The organism is Pseudescherichia vulneris NBRC 102420, assembly GCF_000759795.1.
Taxonomy (GTDB): domain Bacteria; phylum Pseudomonadota; class Gammaproteobacteria; order Enterobacterales; family Enterobacteriaceae; genus Pseudescherichia; species Pseudescherichia vulneris.
In genome coordinates this window covers 520,777-535,593 of sequence record NZ_BBMZ01000002.1, presented here as the reverse complement: position 1 = coordinate 535,593, position 14,817 = coordinate 520,777, and the positions used below count along the sequence as shown (strand labels likewise).

16 protein-coding genes are annotated in these 14,817 nt (G+C 57.4%); 9 read left to right on the top strand and 7 right to left on the bottom strand.

Features of this window, described 5'->3' with window-relative positions:
* The 4 genes from priB (at window position 1) to EV102420_RS02620 (ending at window position 2,123) form a co-directional block, all read left to right on the top strand.
* Window positions 1–315 carry a primosomal replication protein N gene (gene priB / locus EV102420_RS02635; protein WP_042388482.1) on the top strand — a complete coding sequence of 105 codons (315 nt, stop codon included), beginning with the start codon at window positions 1–3 and terminating at the stop codon, window positions 313–315.
* 4 nt (window positions 316–319) lie between these two features.
* Window positions 320–547 (top strand): 30S ribosomal protein S18, encoded by a 228-nt coding sequence (rpsR, locus tag EV102420_RS02630; protein ID WP_000135199.1) that lies wholly within the window; start codon window positions 320–322, stop codon window positions 545–547.
* Window positions 548–588: 41 nt separating this feature from the next.
* Window positions 589–1,038 carry a 50S ribosomal protein L9 gene (gene rplI / locus EV102420_RS02625; RefSeq protein ID WP_042388480.1) on the top strand — a complete coding sequence of 150 codons (450 nt, stop codon included), beginning with the start codon at window positions 589–591 and terminating at the stop codon, window positions 1,036–1,038.
* A gap of 155 nt (window positions 1,039–1,193) precedes the next feature.
* Window positions 1,194–2,123: a DMT family transporter gene (locus EV102420_RS02620; RefSeq protein WP_042388478.1), complete on the top strand. Its 930-nt coding sequence runs from the start codon at window positions 1,194–1,196 to the stop codon at window positions 2,121–2,123.
* Window positions 2,124–2,215: 92 nt separating this feature from the next.
* Here EV102420_RS02620 and EV102420_RS02615 read toward each other — a convergent pair whose 3' ends face one another.
* Window positions 2,216–2,857: a LysM-like peptidoglycan-binding domain-containing protein gene (locus EV102420_RS02615; protein WP_042388476.1), complete on the bottom strand. Its 642-nt coding sequence runs from the start codon at window positions 2,855–2,857 to the stop codon at window positions 2,216–2,218.
* A gap of 232 nt (window positions 2,858–3,089) precedes the next feature.
* On the opposite strand from EV102420_RS02615, the gene bamJ reads away from it, so the two are divergent.
* Together bamJ and cycA are read left to right on the top strand one after the other, a co-directional pair.
* Window positions 3,090–3,710: a BamJ family beta-barrel-assembly machinery protein gene (bamJ, locus tag EV102420_RS02610; RefSeq protein WP_042388474.1), complete on the top strand. Its 621-nt coding sequence runs from the start codon at window positions 3,090–3,092 to the stop codon at window positions 3,708–3,710.
* A 311-nt stretch (window positions 3,711–4,021) separates the two neighbouring features.
* Entirely contained in the window at window positions 4,022–5,434 is a 1,413-nt protein-coding gene (cycA, locus tag EV102420_RS02605) for a D-serine/D-alanine/glycine transporter (RefSeq protein ID WP_042388471.1), read from the top strand.
* 43 nt (window positions 5,435–5,477) lie between these two features.
* Here the strand turns inward: cycA and ytfE are convergent, their stop codons facing one another.
* Window positions 5,478–6,140 (bottom strand): iron-sulfur cluster repair protein YtfE, encoded by a 663-nt coding sequence (gene ytfE, locus EV102420_RS02600; RefSeq protein ID WP_042388468.1) that lies wholly within the window; start codon window positions 6,138–6,140, stop codon window positions 5,478–5,480.
* Between the two features lie 178 nt (window positions 6,141–6,318).
* Between ytfE and EV102420_RS02595 the strand changes: the two genes are divergently transcribed.
* Window positions 6,319–7,890 (top strand): methyl-accepting chemotaxis protein, encoded by a 1,572-nt coding sequence (locus EV102420_RS02595; RefSeq protein ID WP_042388466.1) that lies wholly within the window; start codon window positions 6,319–6,321, stop codon window positions 7,888–7,890.
* Window positions 7,891–7,930: 40 nt separating this feature from the next.
* On the opposite strand, the gene EV102420_RS02590 is transcribed toward EV102420_RS02595, so the two are convergent.
* From EV102420_RS02590 to EV102420_RS02580, 3 genes are all read right to left on the bottom strand, one after another.
* The gene (locus tag EV102420_RS02590) at window positions 7,931–8,869 is read right to left on the bottom strand and encodes a DMT family transporter (RefSeq protein WP_042388464.1); all 939 of its coding nucleotides are present in this window, start codon (window positions 8,867–8,869) and stop codon (window positions 7,931–7,933) included.
* Between the two features lie 75 nt (window positions 8,870–8,944).
* Complete coding sequence (locus EV102420_RS02585; protein WP_042388461.1) at window positions 8,945–9,769, bottom strand: AraC family transcriptional regulator; 825 nt, start codon at window positions 9,767–9,769, stop codon at window positions 8,945–8,947.
* An 80-nt stretch (window positions 9,770–9,849) separates the two neighbouring features.
* Window positions 9,850–10,698 (bottom strand): SDR family oxidoreductase, encoded by an 849-nt coding sequence (locus tag EV102420_RS02580; RefSeq protein WP_042388457.1) that lies wholly within the window; start codon window positions 10,696–10,698, stop codon window positions 9,850–9,852.
* 89 nt (window positions 10,699–10,787) lie between these two features.
* Between EV102420_RS02580 and EV102420_RS02575 the strand changes: the two genes are divergently transcribed.
* Entirely contained in the window at window positions 10,788–11,174 is a 387-nt protein-coding gene (locus tag EV102420_RS02575) for a winged helix-turn-helix transcriptional regulator (RefSeq protein WP_072015177.1), read from the top strand.
* A gap of 46 nt (window positions 11,175–11,220) precedes the next feature.
* On the opposite strand, the gene EV102420_RS02570 is transcribed toward EV102420_RS02575, so the two are convergent.
* The gene (locus tag EV102420_RS02570; protein WP_042388452.1) at window positions 11,221–13,167 is read right to left on the bottom strand and encodes a bifunctional 2',3'-cyclic-nucleotide 2'-phosphodiesterase/3'-nucleotidase; all 1,947 of its coding nucleotides are present in this window, start codon (window positions 13,165–13,167) and stop codon (window positions 11,221–11,223) included.
* Window positions 13,168–13,352: 185 nt separating this feature from the next.
* Between EV102420_RS02570 and cysQ the strand changes: the two genes are divergently transcribed.
* Complete coding sequence (gene cysQ, locus EV102420_RS02565) at window positions 13,353–14,099, top strand: 3'(2'),5'-bisphosphate nucleotidase CysQ (RefSeq protein ID WP_042388450.1); 747 nt, start codon at window positions 13,353–13,355, stop codon at window positions 14,097–14,099.
* A gap of 3 nt (window positions 14,100–14,102) precedes the next feature.
* Here cysQ and EV102420_RS02560 read toward each other — a convergent pair whose 3' ends face one another.
* Complete coding sequence (locus tag EV102420_RS02560; protein WP_042388448.1) at window positions 14,103–14,660, bottom strand: YtfJ family protein; 558 nt, start codon at window positions 14,658–14,660, stop codon at window positions 14,103–14,105.
* Window positions 14,661–14,817 lie beyond the last annotated feature (157 nt).

Sequence of the window (14,817 nt, the reverse complement as noted above, 5' to 3'; positions counted from 1 at the left end):
ATGACCAACCGTCTGGTGTTGTCCGGCACCGTGTGCAGGATGCCCCTTCGCAAGGTCAGCCCATCAGGAATACCTCACTGCCAGTTCGTGCTTGAGCACCGCTCTGTGCAGGAGGAAGCCGGTTTTCACCGGCAGGCGTGGTGTCAAATGCCTGTAATAATCAGCGGGCAAGAGAACCAAGCCATTACTCACAGTATAACGGTCGGTAGCGCAGTTACCGTGCAGGGGTTCATTAGCTGCCACAAGGCAAAGAATGGCCTGAGCAAACTGGTTCTGCATGCCGAGCAGATTGAATTGATAGATTCTGGAGACTAGCCAAATGGCACGTTATTTCCGTCGTCGCAAGTTCTGCCGTTTCACCGCGGAAGGCGTTCAAGAGATCGACTATAAAGATATCGCAACGCTGAAAAACTACATCACCGAAAGCGGTAAGATTGTCCCAAGCCGTATCACCGGTACCCGTGCAAAATACCAGCGTCAGCTGGCTCGCGCTATCAAACGCGCTCGCTACCTGTCCCTGCTGCCGTACACTGATCGTCATCAGTAATCGGGCACGGTCCATTAATACGACTTTGAGAGGATAAGGTAATGCAAGTTATTCTGCTTGATAAAGTAGCAAACCTCGGTAGCCTGGGCGACCAGGTTAACGTTAAAGCGGGCTACGCTCGTAACTTCCTGGTACCGCAGGGCAAAGCTGTTCCTGCTACCAAGAAAAACGTTGAATTCTTCGAAGCACGCCGTGCTGAACTGGAAGCTAAACTGGCTGACGTTCTGACCGCTGCTGAAGCTCGCGCTGAGAAAATCAACGCACTGGGCACCGTTACCATCGCGTCTAAAGCAGGCGACGAAGGTAAACTGTTCGGTTCCATCGGTACTCGCGACATCGCTGACGCTGTAACTGCAGCTGGCGTTGACGTGGCTAAGAGCGAAGTTCGTCTGCCGAACGGCGTTCTGCGTACCACCGGTGAGCACGAAGTGGACTTCCAGGTTCACAGCGAAGTGTTTGCTAAAGTTATCATCAACGTGGTTGCTGAGTAATCTGCGACTCTCGTTTGAGATAACACCGAAACGCCTGCCTCGTGCAGGCGTTTTGCTTTTTGCGACCCCGCCGACACTCCCAACGGTGCTGGGTATCAATTCCTCACCCCTTCCCCGATAATAAATCAAAACACGATTTTAATTTTGGTGAGGAAATGGAAACAGTCTCTTCGGTACCGGTTTTTGCCCGTCGAAACGTCGCTTACGCCGGGGCTACGCTCTGCTGCCTGCTCTGGGGGAGCTCCTACCCCGCCATCAAGAGCGGCTATGAGCTTTTTGCTATCGCCACCGACGATATCCCCTCGAAGATCGTCTTTGCTGGCTATCGCTTTCTGTTTGCTGGTCTGCTGCTGCTGCTGTTTGCAATGGCGCAGCGCAAACCTATCGCCCGACTCAGCCAGCGTCAGTATGGTCAGATCGCTTTTCTCGGCCTGACGCAAACCTCGATTCAATACATCTTCTTTTATATCGGCCTCGCGTTTACCACCGGCGTGAAAGGCTCGATCATGAATGCCACGGGCACCTTCTTCAGCGTGCTGCTGGCCCACCTTATCTATAAAAACGACAGGCTCAGCTACAACAAGAGCATCGGCTGCGTGCTGGGCTTTGCCGGGGTGATGCTGGTGAACGTTAACCCTTCGCTGATGGATTTCAGCTTTAGCCTAATGGGGGACGGCTTTGTGGTGCTGGCGGCGTTTATACTCTCGGCCTCGATGCTGTATGGCAAACGCATCTCACAAACCGTCGATCCAACGGTGATGACCGGCTGGCAGCTGGCGTTTGGCGGTGGGGTATTGGTACTAGGGGGCTATCTTACCGGCGGCACGCTGGCGGTGCATAGCATGAAGGCGGCGGCGCTGCTCGGCTATCTGACGCTGCTCTCGTCCATCGCCTTCGCTCTGTGGAGCGTGCTGCTGAAGTACAACCGCGTCAGCATGATTGCGCCGTTTAACTTTGTCGTTCCGGTGGCGGGCACGGTGCTGTCGGCCATCTTCCTCGGGGAGAACATCCTGGAGATGAAATACGCCATTGCGCTGGTACTGGTCTGCTCGGGTATCTGGTGGGTTAATAAACCCAAAGCATGAATCGGGAAAACGCCGGATGGCGCTTCGCTTATCCGGCCTACAAGAGAGGTAGCCCCGGTAAGCGTTAGCGCCACCGGGGAGCGAAAGATGCATTATCGCGCGCGGATAAAGCTGCCGTTCGCCTGGCGGGTAAACAGCACGTCGCCATCGCCGGTTTCAATCGTCAGGCCGGTAACCACCCCGCTGGCGTTCTGGCGGATCTTCACCACCTGACCGGTTTGCAGCGTGCTGAGCGGCTTGCCGTTACCCTCGACCTGCGCCATCGCGTAAACATCCGTTGCCGGCAGATTATGATCGCGGAACAGCTGCGCCAGGGTTTGACCAGATGCGATGCGATAGGTCCGCCACTGCTGATCGATTCCCCCTGACTCCTGGAAGGGCTGCACGACATTATTCTGTGTTGTCGTCGGCTGCGTCTCTTCCGGCTGCTCCTGCTCCTGAATCGGCTCCGGGGCCACCGGTGCAACCAGCTGAGGATCGCTCACCGTGGGCGCGAGCTGCGGCTGGACGTTGGTAGACGGCTGGGAAGGGGCAATATCCAGCTGCGCGTCGCGCCTGACGGGCGCATCATCGACGTTGTCGCCAGAAGGCAGCAAAAGACCGATGACGACAAGCAGAGCCGCAATAATGATGCCGCGACGGTGCGCAGGGGGCAGCGGATCCATAATGCGAAAGTTATCCGGCGCGTACCAGATTTTCGCCAGAGTGGGTTTCAGTGCAAATCGCCCGGGCATGGCTTTCCTCCTGCTCCGCGTCGTTATTTTCCTGTATCACTGAGTATAGATTGCTAACTGCCTGACTCGCGTAGTAAAGCGCTCTTTCGTGACCTGGGATCGGGAATAATCTTACCCCTCTCTATTGTTTCTTTTTCGCTGCGATTTGTCACCCTCCCTGCGACAAAGTTTTACCCGGTGCGGCGTGGCTGCTATGCTGCCCGCTACTTTTAATACGATGAAAGGAAAACCCATGACAACCCCGACGTTTGACACTATCGAAGCACAGGCAAGTTACGGTATCGGCCTGCAGGTAGGCCAGCAGCTGAGCGAGTCTGGCCTCCAGGGCCTGCTGCCGGAAGCGCTGGTTGCCGGTATTGCCGACGCGCTGGCAGGTAAACAGCCTGCTGTGCCGGTGGATGTTGTTCATCGTGCGCTGCGTGAAATTCACGAGCGTGCCGATGCGGTGCGTCGCGAGCGCTTTGCCGCGATGGCTGAAGAGGGCGTGAAGTATCTGGACGAGAACCGCGAGCGTGAAGGCGTGAACAGCACCGAGTCTGGCCTACAGTTCCGCGTGATCAAGCAGGGCGAAGGCGCTATCCCGGCGCGTACCGACCGCGTGCGCGTGCACTACACCGGTAAGCTGACGGACGGTTCAGTCTTTGACAGCTCCGTAGCCCGTGGCGAGCCGGCCGAGTTCCCGGTTAACGGCGTGATCCCAGGCTGGATCGAAGCGCTGACCCTGATGCCGGTAGGCTCTAAGTGGGAGCTGACCATTCCACAGAACCTGGCCTACGGCGAGCGTGGCGCAGGCGCGTCGATCCCACCGTTCAGCACCCTGGTGTTTGAAGTCGAGCTGCTGGAAATCCTGTAACGCCGCTAAACGATTCCTCTCCCCAGGCGGGGGGAGGAAGCGACACACCCACATATCCTCCACCCTTTACACAAATGTCGATACTTAATCTTGCAAATGCTTTTTTTGCGTGTATTTTTGTGAGCCAAATCAAGGTAGGGGTGTGATATCACACTCATTTTTAACATAAGTGTAACATTGCTTTTAAATCGCAGTATTCATCCCTCCGATTCTTACCTAATATCGATGAGTCCACATTCAGGCGCCCCGCGCGTCAGCAATGAAAGGCCAGAAGAGCCTCAACAACACAGACAGGTACAGGAAATAAACACATGGTAGATCAGATCAAGGTCGCCGCCGATGAACAGGCACCGACCGAGCAATCGCTCCAGCGTCATCTCACTAACCGTCATATTCAGCTTATTGCCATTGGGGGTGCCATCGGTACCGGGCTGTTTATGGGATCGGGTAAAACAATCAGTCTTGCCGGCCCGTCGATCATATTTGTTTATATGATCATCGGCTTTATGCTCTTTTTCGTGATGCGCGCCATGGGCGAGCTGCTGCTGTCGAACCTTGAGTACAAGTCGTTCAGCGACTTTGCCGCCGATCTGCTCGGCCCATGGGCGGGCTACTTTACCGGCTGGACCTACTGGTTCTGCTGGGTAGTGACCGGTATGGCGGACGTGGTGGCAATCACCGCCTACGCCCAGTTCTGGTTCCCCGGCCTGTCGGACTGGGTGGCTTCGCTGGCGGTGATCGTGCTGCTGCTGAGCCTTAACCTGGCGACGGTGAAGCTGTTCGGCGAGATGGAGTTCTGGTTTGCAATGATCAAAATCGTTGCCATCGTGTCGCTGATTATCGTTGGCGTGGTAATGGTAATGATGAACTTCCAGTCGCCAACCGGGGTTGAGGCCTCCTTTACTCACCTGTGGGATGACGGCGGCTGGTTCCCGAAAGGGCTGAGCGGCTTCTTTGCTGGCTTCCAGATTGCGGTCTTTGCCTTTGTCGGTATCGAGCTGGTAGGCACCACGGCGGCCGAGACCAAAGATCCAGAGAAATCGCTGCCGCGCGCGATTAACTCTATCCCTATCCGCATCATTATGTTCTACGTCTTCGCGCTGATTGTGATCATGTCCGTGACGCCGTGGAGCTCCGTAGTACCGAACAAAAGCCCGTTCGTGGAGCTGTTTGTGCTGGTGGGTCTGCCCGCGGCGGCGAGCATCATCAACTTTGTGGTGCTGACCTCGGCGGCCTCTTCGGCTAACAGCGGCGTCTTCTCCACCAGCCGGATGCTGTTTGGCCTGGCCCAGGACGGTGTGGCACCGAAGAGCTTCGGCAAGCTGTCGAAGCGTTCTGTACCGGCAACCGGGCTGACCTTCTCCTGCATCTGCCTGTTAGGCGGCGTGGTGATCCTCTACGTTAACCCGAGCGTGATTGAAGCCTTCACCATGATCACTACCGTGTCAGCGATCCTGTTCATGTTCGTCTGGACCATTATTCTCTGCTCGTACCTGGTCTACCGTAAGCGCCGTCCGGAGCTGCACGCGAAGTCCATCTACAAGATGCCGCTGGGCAAGGTCATGTGCTGGGTGTGCATGGCGTTCTTTGCCTTTGTGCTGGTGCTGTTGACTCTGGAAGAGGATACCCGTCAGGCGCTGATGGTTACGCCGCTGTGGTTTGTGGTGCTGGGCGCGTTCTGGCTGCTGGTTGGCAAGAAGCGCGTAGAGAGTTTCCGCAAGTAAGACAGTCTGTAGGCCCGGCAAGCGTAGCGCTGCCGGGCTTTTTTTACTCGCCGTTTAACGCACGCGGGAAGAGCACGTTATTCTCCAGGCTGATGTGCTCCATCAGATCGTCAATCAGCTCGTTAATTCCGTTATACATTGCCTTCCACGTTGTGCATGCCTCCGGCGGCGGCGTCACGTTATGGGTGGTGTGCTTGATCACCTCCAGCAGCTCACCCGCCTCATCGTGCTCGCTCTCCATTACGCTTACCGGCCCCGCCGCATGGCTGCCCTGACCCTGTTTGATCATCGGGAAGAGGATCCGCTCCTCTTTCATCATGTGGTTAGAGAGCTCCTCATGCAGCATGGTCAGGTATTTGGTCAGCCCGCGCGGTACGTTGGGCTTATCAGCATGAACGCGCTCAACCTTGGTAGCCTGTAGGATCAGCTCCGGCAGCTGCTCACGGTGCCGGTCGTGATAGCGGACAATGATATGATCGATAATCTCGGCCAGCGGGGCCACGCGCCACTCTTTGTCCACCGGCTGCTCGGCCAGCTTCGCCAGCGCCGCCTCGATTTCTTCAACGTTCAGCTCTTTGCGCTGGGCTGCGCGGCCCAGCGTCTGCTTACCGCCGCAGCAGTAATCCATACCGTACTGCCGGAACAGGGCCGAGGCCCGAGGGATAGAGAGCGCCAGCTCACCTAAAGATTGGTCGCGAAAGGCCATAGCAGTTACCTCGATGTGTAAATAATAAGATGCATTTTAAATGCATCTTTAAAGCAGCGCTATAACCCTTTAGCGGCAGGGGCAAAAATGAGACGTACTTCACAATTATGTTCAAGAAACGGCCACGCCTGCCGATAGATACAGGCCAGACAATATCCTGCACCCTAAAAGGCAATACATGTTTAAACGTATGAAAGTCATTACCCTGTTGATTTCAGTCCTGCTGGCGCTAGGCCTCATGCAGCTGATCTCAGCCAGCGTGTTCATTACCGCGCTCAATAACGATAAAGATAATTTCAATGTTTCCCAGCTCTCCAGCCAGAACGTCGCCGAGTTTACCGATGCATGGATCAGCCTCAACCAGGCCCGCGTGACCCTCAACCGGGGCATGCTGCGTCTGCAAAGCAGCGAGGCAAGCCAGATTAACGGCGGGCAGCTCAGCGAGTTGGTCACCATAGCGAAAAACCTGCTGGCCGAGGCGAAGGACCATTACGACAAATACTATGCGCTGCCGGAAACGCCGGGAATGGATGAGCACATGGCTGACCGTCTGGAAGAGCAGTATCGCAACTACTCTACAACCCTGGCCAAGATGAACACCCTGCTGGCACAGGGCGATCTGGCCGGAATGTTCAAACAGAACGCCGAGCAGAAGCAGAAAGCCATGCAGGCGGTCTACCGTGAATGGCGTCAGGCGCAGGCGGATCTGGCCAGTAAAGGCGTTAAAGATAACGAGAGCGACTACAAACGTATTCTGTGGATCCTCTCTACGATTATGCTGGTGGTGATCGCCGTAATTATTACCAGCTGGATTGCGATGCGCCGTGTGCTGCTCCAGCCGCTGGATGAAGTGCTTGGTCACATCCGCGCTATCGCCGCAGGCGATCTGACCCGGCCAATTGCCGCCGAAGGCAAAAACGAAATGGCGCTGCTGGCGCATAACGTGAAGGAGATGCAGACGGCGCTGGCGAACACGGTTGGCGTGGTGCGCGGCGGGGCTGACGTGATCTATACCGGGGCGAGCGAGATCTCCACCGGCAGCAACGATCTCTCTTCCCGTACCGAACAGCAGGCGGCCTCTCTGGAGGAGACGGCGACCAGCATGGAGCAGCTGACGGCGACCGTGAAGCAGAATGCCGACAACGCCCGTCAGGCCTCCCGTCTGGCGCTGGATGCCTCCTCTACCGCGAAGAAAGGCGGCAGCGTCGTGGAGAGCGTGGTGCGGACGATGGATGAGATCGCCACCAGCTCCCACAAGATTGCCCAGATCACCAACGTGATTGACGGTATCGCCTTCCAGACCAACATTCTGGCACTGAACGCGGCGGTAGAAGCGGCCCGTGCTGGCGAGCAGGGCCGAGGCTTTGCCGTCGTCGCCGGGGAGGTACGTACCCTTGCCCAGCGCAGCGCCCAGGCAGCGAAGGAGATTAAAGGCCTGATTGATGATTCTGGCGACCGCGTCGATGCAGGCTCTGCGCTGGTGAATCAGGCCGGGGAGACCATGGCAGAGATTGTTAGCGCCGTCACCCGCGTGACCGACATCATGGGTGAAATTGCCTCTGCCTCTGATGAGCAGAGCCGTGGTATCGATCAGGTTGGCCAGGCAGTCGCAGAGATGGACCGCGTGACCCAGCAGAACGCCTCGCTGGTGCAGGAGTCTGCCGCCGCTGCCGCGGCGCTGGAAGAGCAGTCCGCCCGCCTGAGCGAGGCGGTCGCCGTGTTTAAAATTGCTCGTGAAGGCAGTCGCTAACGTTCTAATAATATGCCGGGCGGCACTGCGTTTGCCCGGCCTAGTGGACTGGTTTTCCCCTCACGGCCAGCGTCACCCCCACCACCAGCAGCAGAATACCGGATGCGGTCAGCACGGGCGGCAGGCTCTGGCGCAGCAGGAAGGTATAGAGCATTCCTGCCAGGCTTTCAAAGACGATCAGCGGCCCTAAGATGACCGTCGGCAGCTTCTGGCTGGCCACGTTCCAGCACAGTGCGCCCACCCACGAACAGAGCACGGCGATCGCCACGATTAATCCGACAAAAATCCAGGGCCGGGGTCCAAACGGCAGGGTAAATTCAGGTTGATCCAGTCTTAACCAGCCGCATACCGCGACGTAGCCAATCAGCGAGACGGGCAGGGTAACCAACGCCTGCGCGGTGGCCCACATCATCGGGTTTTTGTCCGGATTTTCCCGCAGCCAGCAGGCATTACGCAGGGCATACCAGGCCCAGCACACCACGGCGAGGACGGCCAGCAGAATACCGGAGACGTAGCGCCATCCGTCCACATCTGCCACACCGTGACGCAGTTCGGCGATGTTCACGCACGCCAGGCCAATAGCGATACACACCAGGGAGGGAACCATCTTCGACCAGGCCAGCTTGCCATCGCGATGGCTGTAGAGCAGGTTAGCGAAGACCGGGATCACCACGGGCAGCGTGCCGATAATCATGGTTGAGACAGGCGCACCGGTACGCTGAATGGCACTCACCAGGCAGGCGTAATAGATCAGATTGCCCATCATGGTCAGCTCTAGCGCTTTGAGCCAGTCCCGGCGGGCCAGCTTTTTCAAACGCTGACGGCCCAGCCATGCCAGCGGCAGGGCGATAAGCCCTAGCGCCAGATAGCGCCCCATCGACAGCAACAGCGCCGGGTACTCCGGCACAATCAATGGCCCAACAAAAATCAGTCCCCACATTAAACCTGCAAGCAGGGCATACAGTACGCCGCTAATCATTTCTCTATCTACCTCATTTGAACCAGCAGGCAGTGTAGAGAGGCAGCGGGCGGGCGTATTGTATGAGATTGCGCATTAGCGCCGGACCACCTGTTTCTGGTAGCGCACCGGCGTGATGCCGTAGCGGCGGGTGAACGCGCGGGTGAGGTGTGACTGATCGGTCAGCCCGGTGGTAGCAGCAACGTCAGCGGCGGGCATCCCTTGGGTGAGGAAAATTTTAGCCCGCCAGAGGCGGATTGCCATCAGCATCTGGTGCGGCGTGACGTGAAAATGAGCTTTGAACTGACGCTGGAAGTGATAGGGGCTCAGAGAGACCACCTGCGCCAGCTCGTCGAGGGTCAGGGAGTGCATATAGTTGTCGTGCAGGTAGTCGCGTACGCGCTCAAAGCGGTGCGCTCCCTCTGCTGGCACTGGCGCATGGTGCGCCAGCGGCCTGAAGGCGTCGATGAGATCCAGCATCAGGCCTTGCTGAGCAAGAGGATCGTCGCTCTGCCAGAGATGGTGGATAAGCGTAAAAATCTGCTGGGAGCGGAGCGGATCGTAGCGGGTCGCCTCAGCGAACCACCAGTGGCGGATCCCGGTGATCTGTTCAAGCCGATCCGGCTCAATATAGATCATGCGGTAGCGCCAGCCGTCAGCGGTGGCTGCCTCGCCGGTGTGTAGCTCCTCGGGATTCATGGTGACTACCGAGCGGGCCGAGGCAACATGCTGCGCGCCACGATAGCGAAAGCGCTCCGCGCCGCTCTCTATCGTACCGATGCCGAAAGCTTCATGCGTATGCGGCTCAAAGACATAGCGGGAGATATGGGCGTGATAAAGCTCCACGCCCGGAAACTGCGCCAGATGGCGAAAGCGGGCGCTATCTTTTTCATCGCTAAACTGTTCCGGTACGCCTTGCACTGGCTCTCTCCACGCGGGTCATCACTTCATTATCAGGAATGACCCGGTGGGATGCCACAAAAATTAACGGTTCTATTAGGTCAGACGATGTCGCGGATGCTGTCGTGGATCGGCGTGGTCGGGCGGCCAATCAGCGTGCTCAGCGTGCGGCTGTCGTCAAACAGGCCGCCTTTTGCCGCACCCGCGTCGGAGTCCGCCAGTAGGTTAGCAAACGCCTCCGGCAGGCCTGCATCTTTCAGCGCGGCAGCAAAATCGGCTTCGCTCAGGTTCTGATAAACCACCGGTTTGCCGCTCTGCTTGCTGAGCGCTGCCGCCAGTTCGCTGAGGGACCAGGCCTCGTCCCCCGCCAGCTCATACACCTTGCCCGCATGGCCTTCGCTGCTCATCACCTTGGCCGCCGCTGCTGCATAGTCACCCCGGGTGGCGGAGGCGATTTTGCCCTCGCCGGCGGAGCCAATAAAGACGCCGTGCTCTAACGCCGCCGGGGCGCTGGCCAGATAGTTTTCGCTATACCAGCCGTTACGCAGCAGGGCGTAAGGGATGCCGGAGGCCGCCAGATACTGCTCGGTTTCTACGTGCTCAACGTGCAGGCCCAGCGGAGAGCGATCGGCATGCAGCAGGCTGGTGTAGGCAATGAATTTTACGCCTGCCGCTTTCGCCGCATCGATAACGTTGCGGTGCTGAACCGCGCGCTGGCCCACTTCGCTGGAGGAGATCAGCAGCAGCTTATCAACGCCTTCAAGGGCGGCGGTGAGTGCTGCCTGGTCGCCATACTCGGCCTGACGCACGATGACGCCCTGCTGAGCCAGGGCTTCGGCTTTTGCCGGGTTACGCACAATGGCCACCAGCTGGTTGGCGGGAACGGTTTTCAGCAGTTCGGTAAGGGTCAGCTGGCCCAGGTGGCCGGTTGCGCCGGTCATTGCGATCATGTGATTTTCCTTCTTGTCGGTAGTGAGTTATGGCACACTAGCACTCTAACTAACTTTTAGTAAGTACGTACAAAAAGGTAAGTATGAAAATGGCAAATACGCCTCAGACGCTGAGTGAACGGCTGCGCGAAGGAAACCTGTTCGCCGAGCAGTGTCCCTCCCGAGATGTGCTTAAACACCTGACCAGCCGCTGGGGCGTGTTGGTGATGGTGGCCCTGCGCGACGGTACGCATCGCTTTAGCGATCTGCGCCGTAAGATGGGCGGCGTTAGCGAAAAGATGCTGGCGCAAACCCTGCAGTGGCTGGAGCAGGACGGGTTTATTAACCGGGTGGCGTATCCGGTAGTGCCGCCACACGTTGAGTACAGCCTGACGCCGCTGGGTGAAGAGGTGAGCGAGAAGGTGGCCGCGCTCGCCGACTGGATAGAGCTGAACCTGCCGGCGGTGCTGGCGAGGCGCGACGAGCGGGCGGCGTAGGGGGAGGAAAACGCCCGGCGGCGCTCACGCTTGCCGGGCCTACGGGTTACTTCGCGTTTAGATTAACTTTGTAAATGGCGAATCCAATGTCGTCGCTGCCCACCTGGGTCATCGGGTACTGGGCCTTCTCTTTAATAAACGCCGCTGCCTTAGCGGAGGGGGAGGTCTCAAAGCGAATATCCAGCGCCGTATCGCTGTGGATCGGTGCAAGTCGCCAGTTGTTGTCTGCCGCCGGGTGAATCGCTTTCGTGCGGGCTGACTCAGCGCTGATCCAGGCTGCCAGCACGGCGCGGTTCTCATCCGGCGAAGCAAAAGCAATGTGGCTGTCGCCGGTCCCGGCAAATTTGCCACCGTAGGCGCGATAGTTATTGGTCGCTACCAGGAAGGTGGCGTTGGGATCAATGGGTTTGCCGTTGAAGGTCAGCTTTTTAATGCGCTCCGCCTGCGGATTCAGGCTCTGGCACTCACCGTCATAGCGCGCGGGCTGGGTCACATCGACCTGGTAGTTAACGCCGTCAATCACGTCGAAGTTATAGGTGCGGAAGGTGTCCCAGTTAATCAGCGACTGCGGCTTGCTGCTGTGGGGATCGATCTGGTTAAACTGCCCGGCCGAGCACTCCAGCCACTCCTTCACCTCTTTGCCGCTTGCCTTCACCACCACCAGCGTATTTGGGTAAAGATAGAGATCGGCGGCGTTACGGAAGGTCAGCTGGCCCTTCTCGACCTCAACAAAGCTGGCCGGATCGTTCTTGCGCCCGCCTGCTTTAAAGGGCGCGGCAGCGGAGAGCACCGGCAGCGAAGCCAGATCCGGATCGCCCTGAATATAGTGCTCAACGTAGGCCTTCTGCGCCATATTGACCACCTGCACGGTGGGATCGTCCTGTACCAGGGAGAGATAGCTATACATGTTATCGGCAGACTGACCGATAGGTTTGCTGACAAACTCGCGGGTGGCGTCATGGGATGCTTTAAGAACTGATACCAGCTTGCTGTCCTCCGCTGCCAGCGATTTCTTCGCCGCCGCGTCGTAAATAGGGCGGGCCTCGGCGCGCGAGTGCGTGACCTTCCACGTGCCGCTATCGTTATTCAATACTAAATCGACTACGCCAAGATGATCGCCCCACATGCCTGGCATCACCGCAGGCACGCCGTTAAGGGTGCCGTTGGCGATATCTGCGCCTTTAATCGCGGCAAAATCTTTGCCAGGGAATACCGCGTGGGCGTGACCGAAGAGGATCGCGTCAACGCCGGGTACTTCGCTAAGGTAGTAAACCGAGTTCTCTGCCAGCGCCTTATAAGGCTCAGCCGACAGCCCGGAGTGAGCGATTACTACCACTACGTCCGCGCCTTTGCTGCGCATCTCTGGAACATACTTGCGCGCGGTCTCGGTAATATCGTTCACCGTTACCTTGCCGCTGAGGTTCGCTTTATCCCAGGTCATGATCTGCGGCGGCACAAAGCCGATATAGCCAATACGTAGGGTCTGAGGTTTGCCCTCTTTATCCTTAACCGTGGTCTCTTTGATCAGGTAGGGGGTAAACAGCGGCTGCTGGGTTTTCACGTCAATAATATTGGCGTTCACGTAGGGGAATTTCGCACCCGCCAGCGCACGATGCAGATAATCCAGCCCGTAATTAAACTCATGGTTGCCGAGGTTACCTACCGCATAATCGAGGCTGTTCATCGCTTGGTAAACGGGATGCACCTCGTTCGGGCTTAACCCTTTTGCCGCCATATAGTCTCCCAGCGGGCTGCCCTGAATCACGTCGCCGTTATCCACCAGCATGCTGTTGGCAACTTCCTGACGGGCGGCATTAATCAGCGTAGCGGTGCGTACCAGGCCGAACTTCTCCGTTGGCGTATCCTTGTAGTAATCAAAGTCCATCATGTTGCTATGCAGATCGGTGGTTTCCAGCAGGCGGAGATCCACGGTGGCGGCCTGGGCCCCGACCGCCGTCAGCATGGCCAGGAACGTTGCACTAAACTTAATCATCAGAGCGTCCTTTTAGATCTAATCCACAAAAGAGAATGTATTTACATCTGGTTGCTTACAGATTTGTGAATCTTGCCATGAAAGTGAGCAATAAAACCGCAGGTGTGGTCACAGATGGCAGTTCTGGCCGTGATAGGGTATAAGTAAAACAACGAGTTAAAACCACTGACACAGAGAGGTGGAGAATGTTAGACGCAATTTGTCAGCTCGCACGGGAAGCGGGTGAAGCTATCATGCAGGTTTACGACGGGAACAGCCCGATAGATGTGAACCGTAAAACCGACGATTCACCGGTGACCGCGGCGGATATTGCCGCTCACAAGGTGATAGTCAAAGGTTTGCAAGCGCTTACTCCGGATATCCCGGTGCTCTCAGAAGAGGATCCTCCGGCCTGGGAGGTTCGCCAGCACTGGCAGCGTTATTGGCTGGTGGATCCGCTGGACGGCACCAAAGAGTTCATCAAGCGCAACGGTGAGTTTACCGTTAACATCGCGCTGATCGAAGAGGGGAAGCCGGTGCTGGGCGTGGTCTATGCGCCGGTACTGAAAGTGATGTACAGCGCGGCAGAAGGTAAGGCGTGGAAAGAGGAGAACAACATTCGTAATCCGATCCAGGTGCGTGAAGCACGCCCGCCACGCGTGGTTATCAGCCGCTCGCATGCCGCGAATGATACCGAGCTGAAAGAGTATCTGGAGCAGATGGGAGAACACCAGACTACGGCGATCGGCTCGTCGCTCAAGTTCTGCCTGGTGGCAGAGGGCGAGGCGCAGCTCTATCCGCGCTTTGGGCCAACCAGCATCTGGGATACCGCCGCAGGTCATGCGATAGCGGTGGCTGCCGGGGCGCACGTCCATGACTGGCAGGGAAAAACGCTGGACTACACGCCGCGTGAATCCTTCCTCAACCCCGGTTTCCGCGTCTCTATCTTTTAGTCTTTAGCTCTCCAGCAGCTTACGCAGCAGGGCGATCACCTGCTGCGACTCCTGCTGGGTCAGTGCGCCATCTTTGGCGTAATGTACCCGACCCTCTCTATCTAGCACCACGACGGCGGAGCCTTCTTCCTCCAGCTGCCACGCCTTTCGCGTCACGCCATCACTGTCGACGATAAACTGCGACCAGGGGTAGAGCTGCTTGTTGCTCTCAATGCTGCTGCGCACAAACATCGCCGAGCCAGGGATAGCATCATCAGTATTGATAATAGTGGTGGTCTGATACCTGTCGTGCGGCAGATTCGCCGATTTGATCGCTTCGATCAGCGCCGCATTTTTCTCTTTCGCCGAGGTACGGCCAGCAATGTGCATCACCACACGAACTTTTCCGGTCAGCTGCGCGCTATTCCATTTTTTATAGCTAAACTTATTGTTATCGAAGACCAGCTCTCCCCGATCGGCCACGCCAACCGGAGGCACGCGCTGATTCTCTTCAAAACGGTGAGCCGAGGCCACCAGCGGCAGCAGCAGGCAGGTTACAGCCAGAGTGTTGCGTAACGTCATCATGTTTCCCTTATTCAGTGCAGGTGATCCGACCACTTGGTCTCTGCCCTTAATGATAAGTGCAATTAATCTTCTTTTCTCGCAAATGGGGTGCCAGTTTGCGGGCGGACGCACACATTTGCGCAAAAACCATGCCTTATACTGTCGTGCTCGGTGC

Excerpts from the sequence above, each read along its gene's own strand:
- rpsR (WP_000135199.1), top strand. The coding sequence starts at position 320 with ATGGCACGTTATTTCCGTCGTCGCAAGTTCTGCCGTTTCACCGCGGAA.
- cycA (WP_042388471.1), top strand. The coding sequence starts at position 4,022 with ATGGTAGATCAGATCAAGGTCGCCGCCGATGAACAGGCACCGACCGAG.
- EV102420_RS02560 (WP_042388448.1), bottom strand. The coding sequence starts at position 14,660 with ATGACGTTACGCAACACTCTGGCTGTAACCTGCCTGCTGCTGCCGCTG.
- EV102420_RS02575 (WP_072015177.1), top strand. The coding sequence starts at position 10,788 with ATGGCAAATACGCCTCAGACGCTGAGTGAACGGCTGCGCGAAGGAAAC.
- bamJ (WP_042388474.1), top strand. The coding sequence starts at position 3,090 with ATGACAACCCCGACGTTTGACACTATCGAAGCACAGGCAAGTTACGGT.
- EV102420_RS02590 (WP_042388464.1), bottom strand. The coding sequence starts at position 8,869 with ATGATTAGCGGCGTACTGTATGCCCTGCTTGCAGGTTTAATGTGGGGA.
- cysQ (WP_042388450.1), top strand. The coding sequence starts at position 13,353 with ATGTTAGACGCAATTTGTCAGCTCGCACGGGAAGCGGGTGAAGCTATC.
- EV102420_RS02595 (WP_042388466.1), top strand. The coding sequence starts at position 6,319 with ATGTTTAAACGTATGAAAGTCATTACCCTGTTGATTTCAGTCCTGCTG.
- ytfE (WP_042388468.1), bottom strand. The coding sequence starts at position 6,140 with ATGGCCTTTCGCGACCAATCTTTAGGTGAGCTGGCGCTCTCTATCCCT.
- rplI (WP_042388480.1), top strand. The coding sequence starts at position 589 with ATGCAAGTTATTCTGCTTGATAAAGTAGCAAACCTCGGTAGCCTGGGC.
- EV102420_RS02615 (WP_042388476.1), bottom strand. The coding sequence starts at position 2,857 with ATGCCCGGGCGATTTGCACTGAAACCCACTCTGGCGAAAATCTGGTAC.
- EV102420_RS02620 (WP_042388478.1), top strand. The coding sequence starts at position 1,194 with ATGGAAACAGTCTCTTCGGTACCGGTTTTTGCCCGTCGAAACGTCGCT.
- EV102420_RS02570 (WP_042388452.1), bottom strand. The coding sequence starts at position 13,167 with ATGATTAAGTTTAGTGCAACGTTCCTGGCCATGCTGACGGCGGTCGGG.
- EV102420_RS02580 (WP_042388457.1), bottom strand. The coding sequence starts at position 10,698 with ATGATCGCAATGACCGGCGCAACCGGCCACCTGGGCCAGCTGACCCTT.
- priB (WP_042388482.1), top strand. The coding sequence starts at position 1 with ATGACCAACCGTCTGGTGTTGTCCGGCACCGTGTGCAGGATGCCCCTT.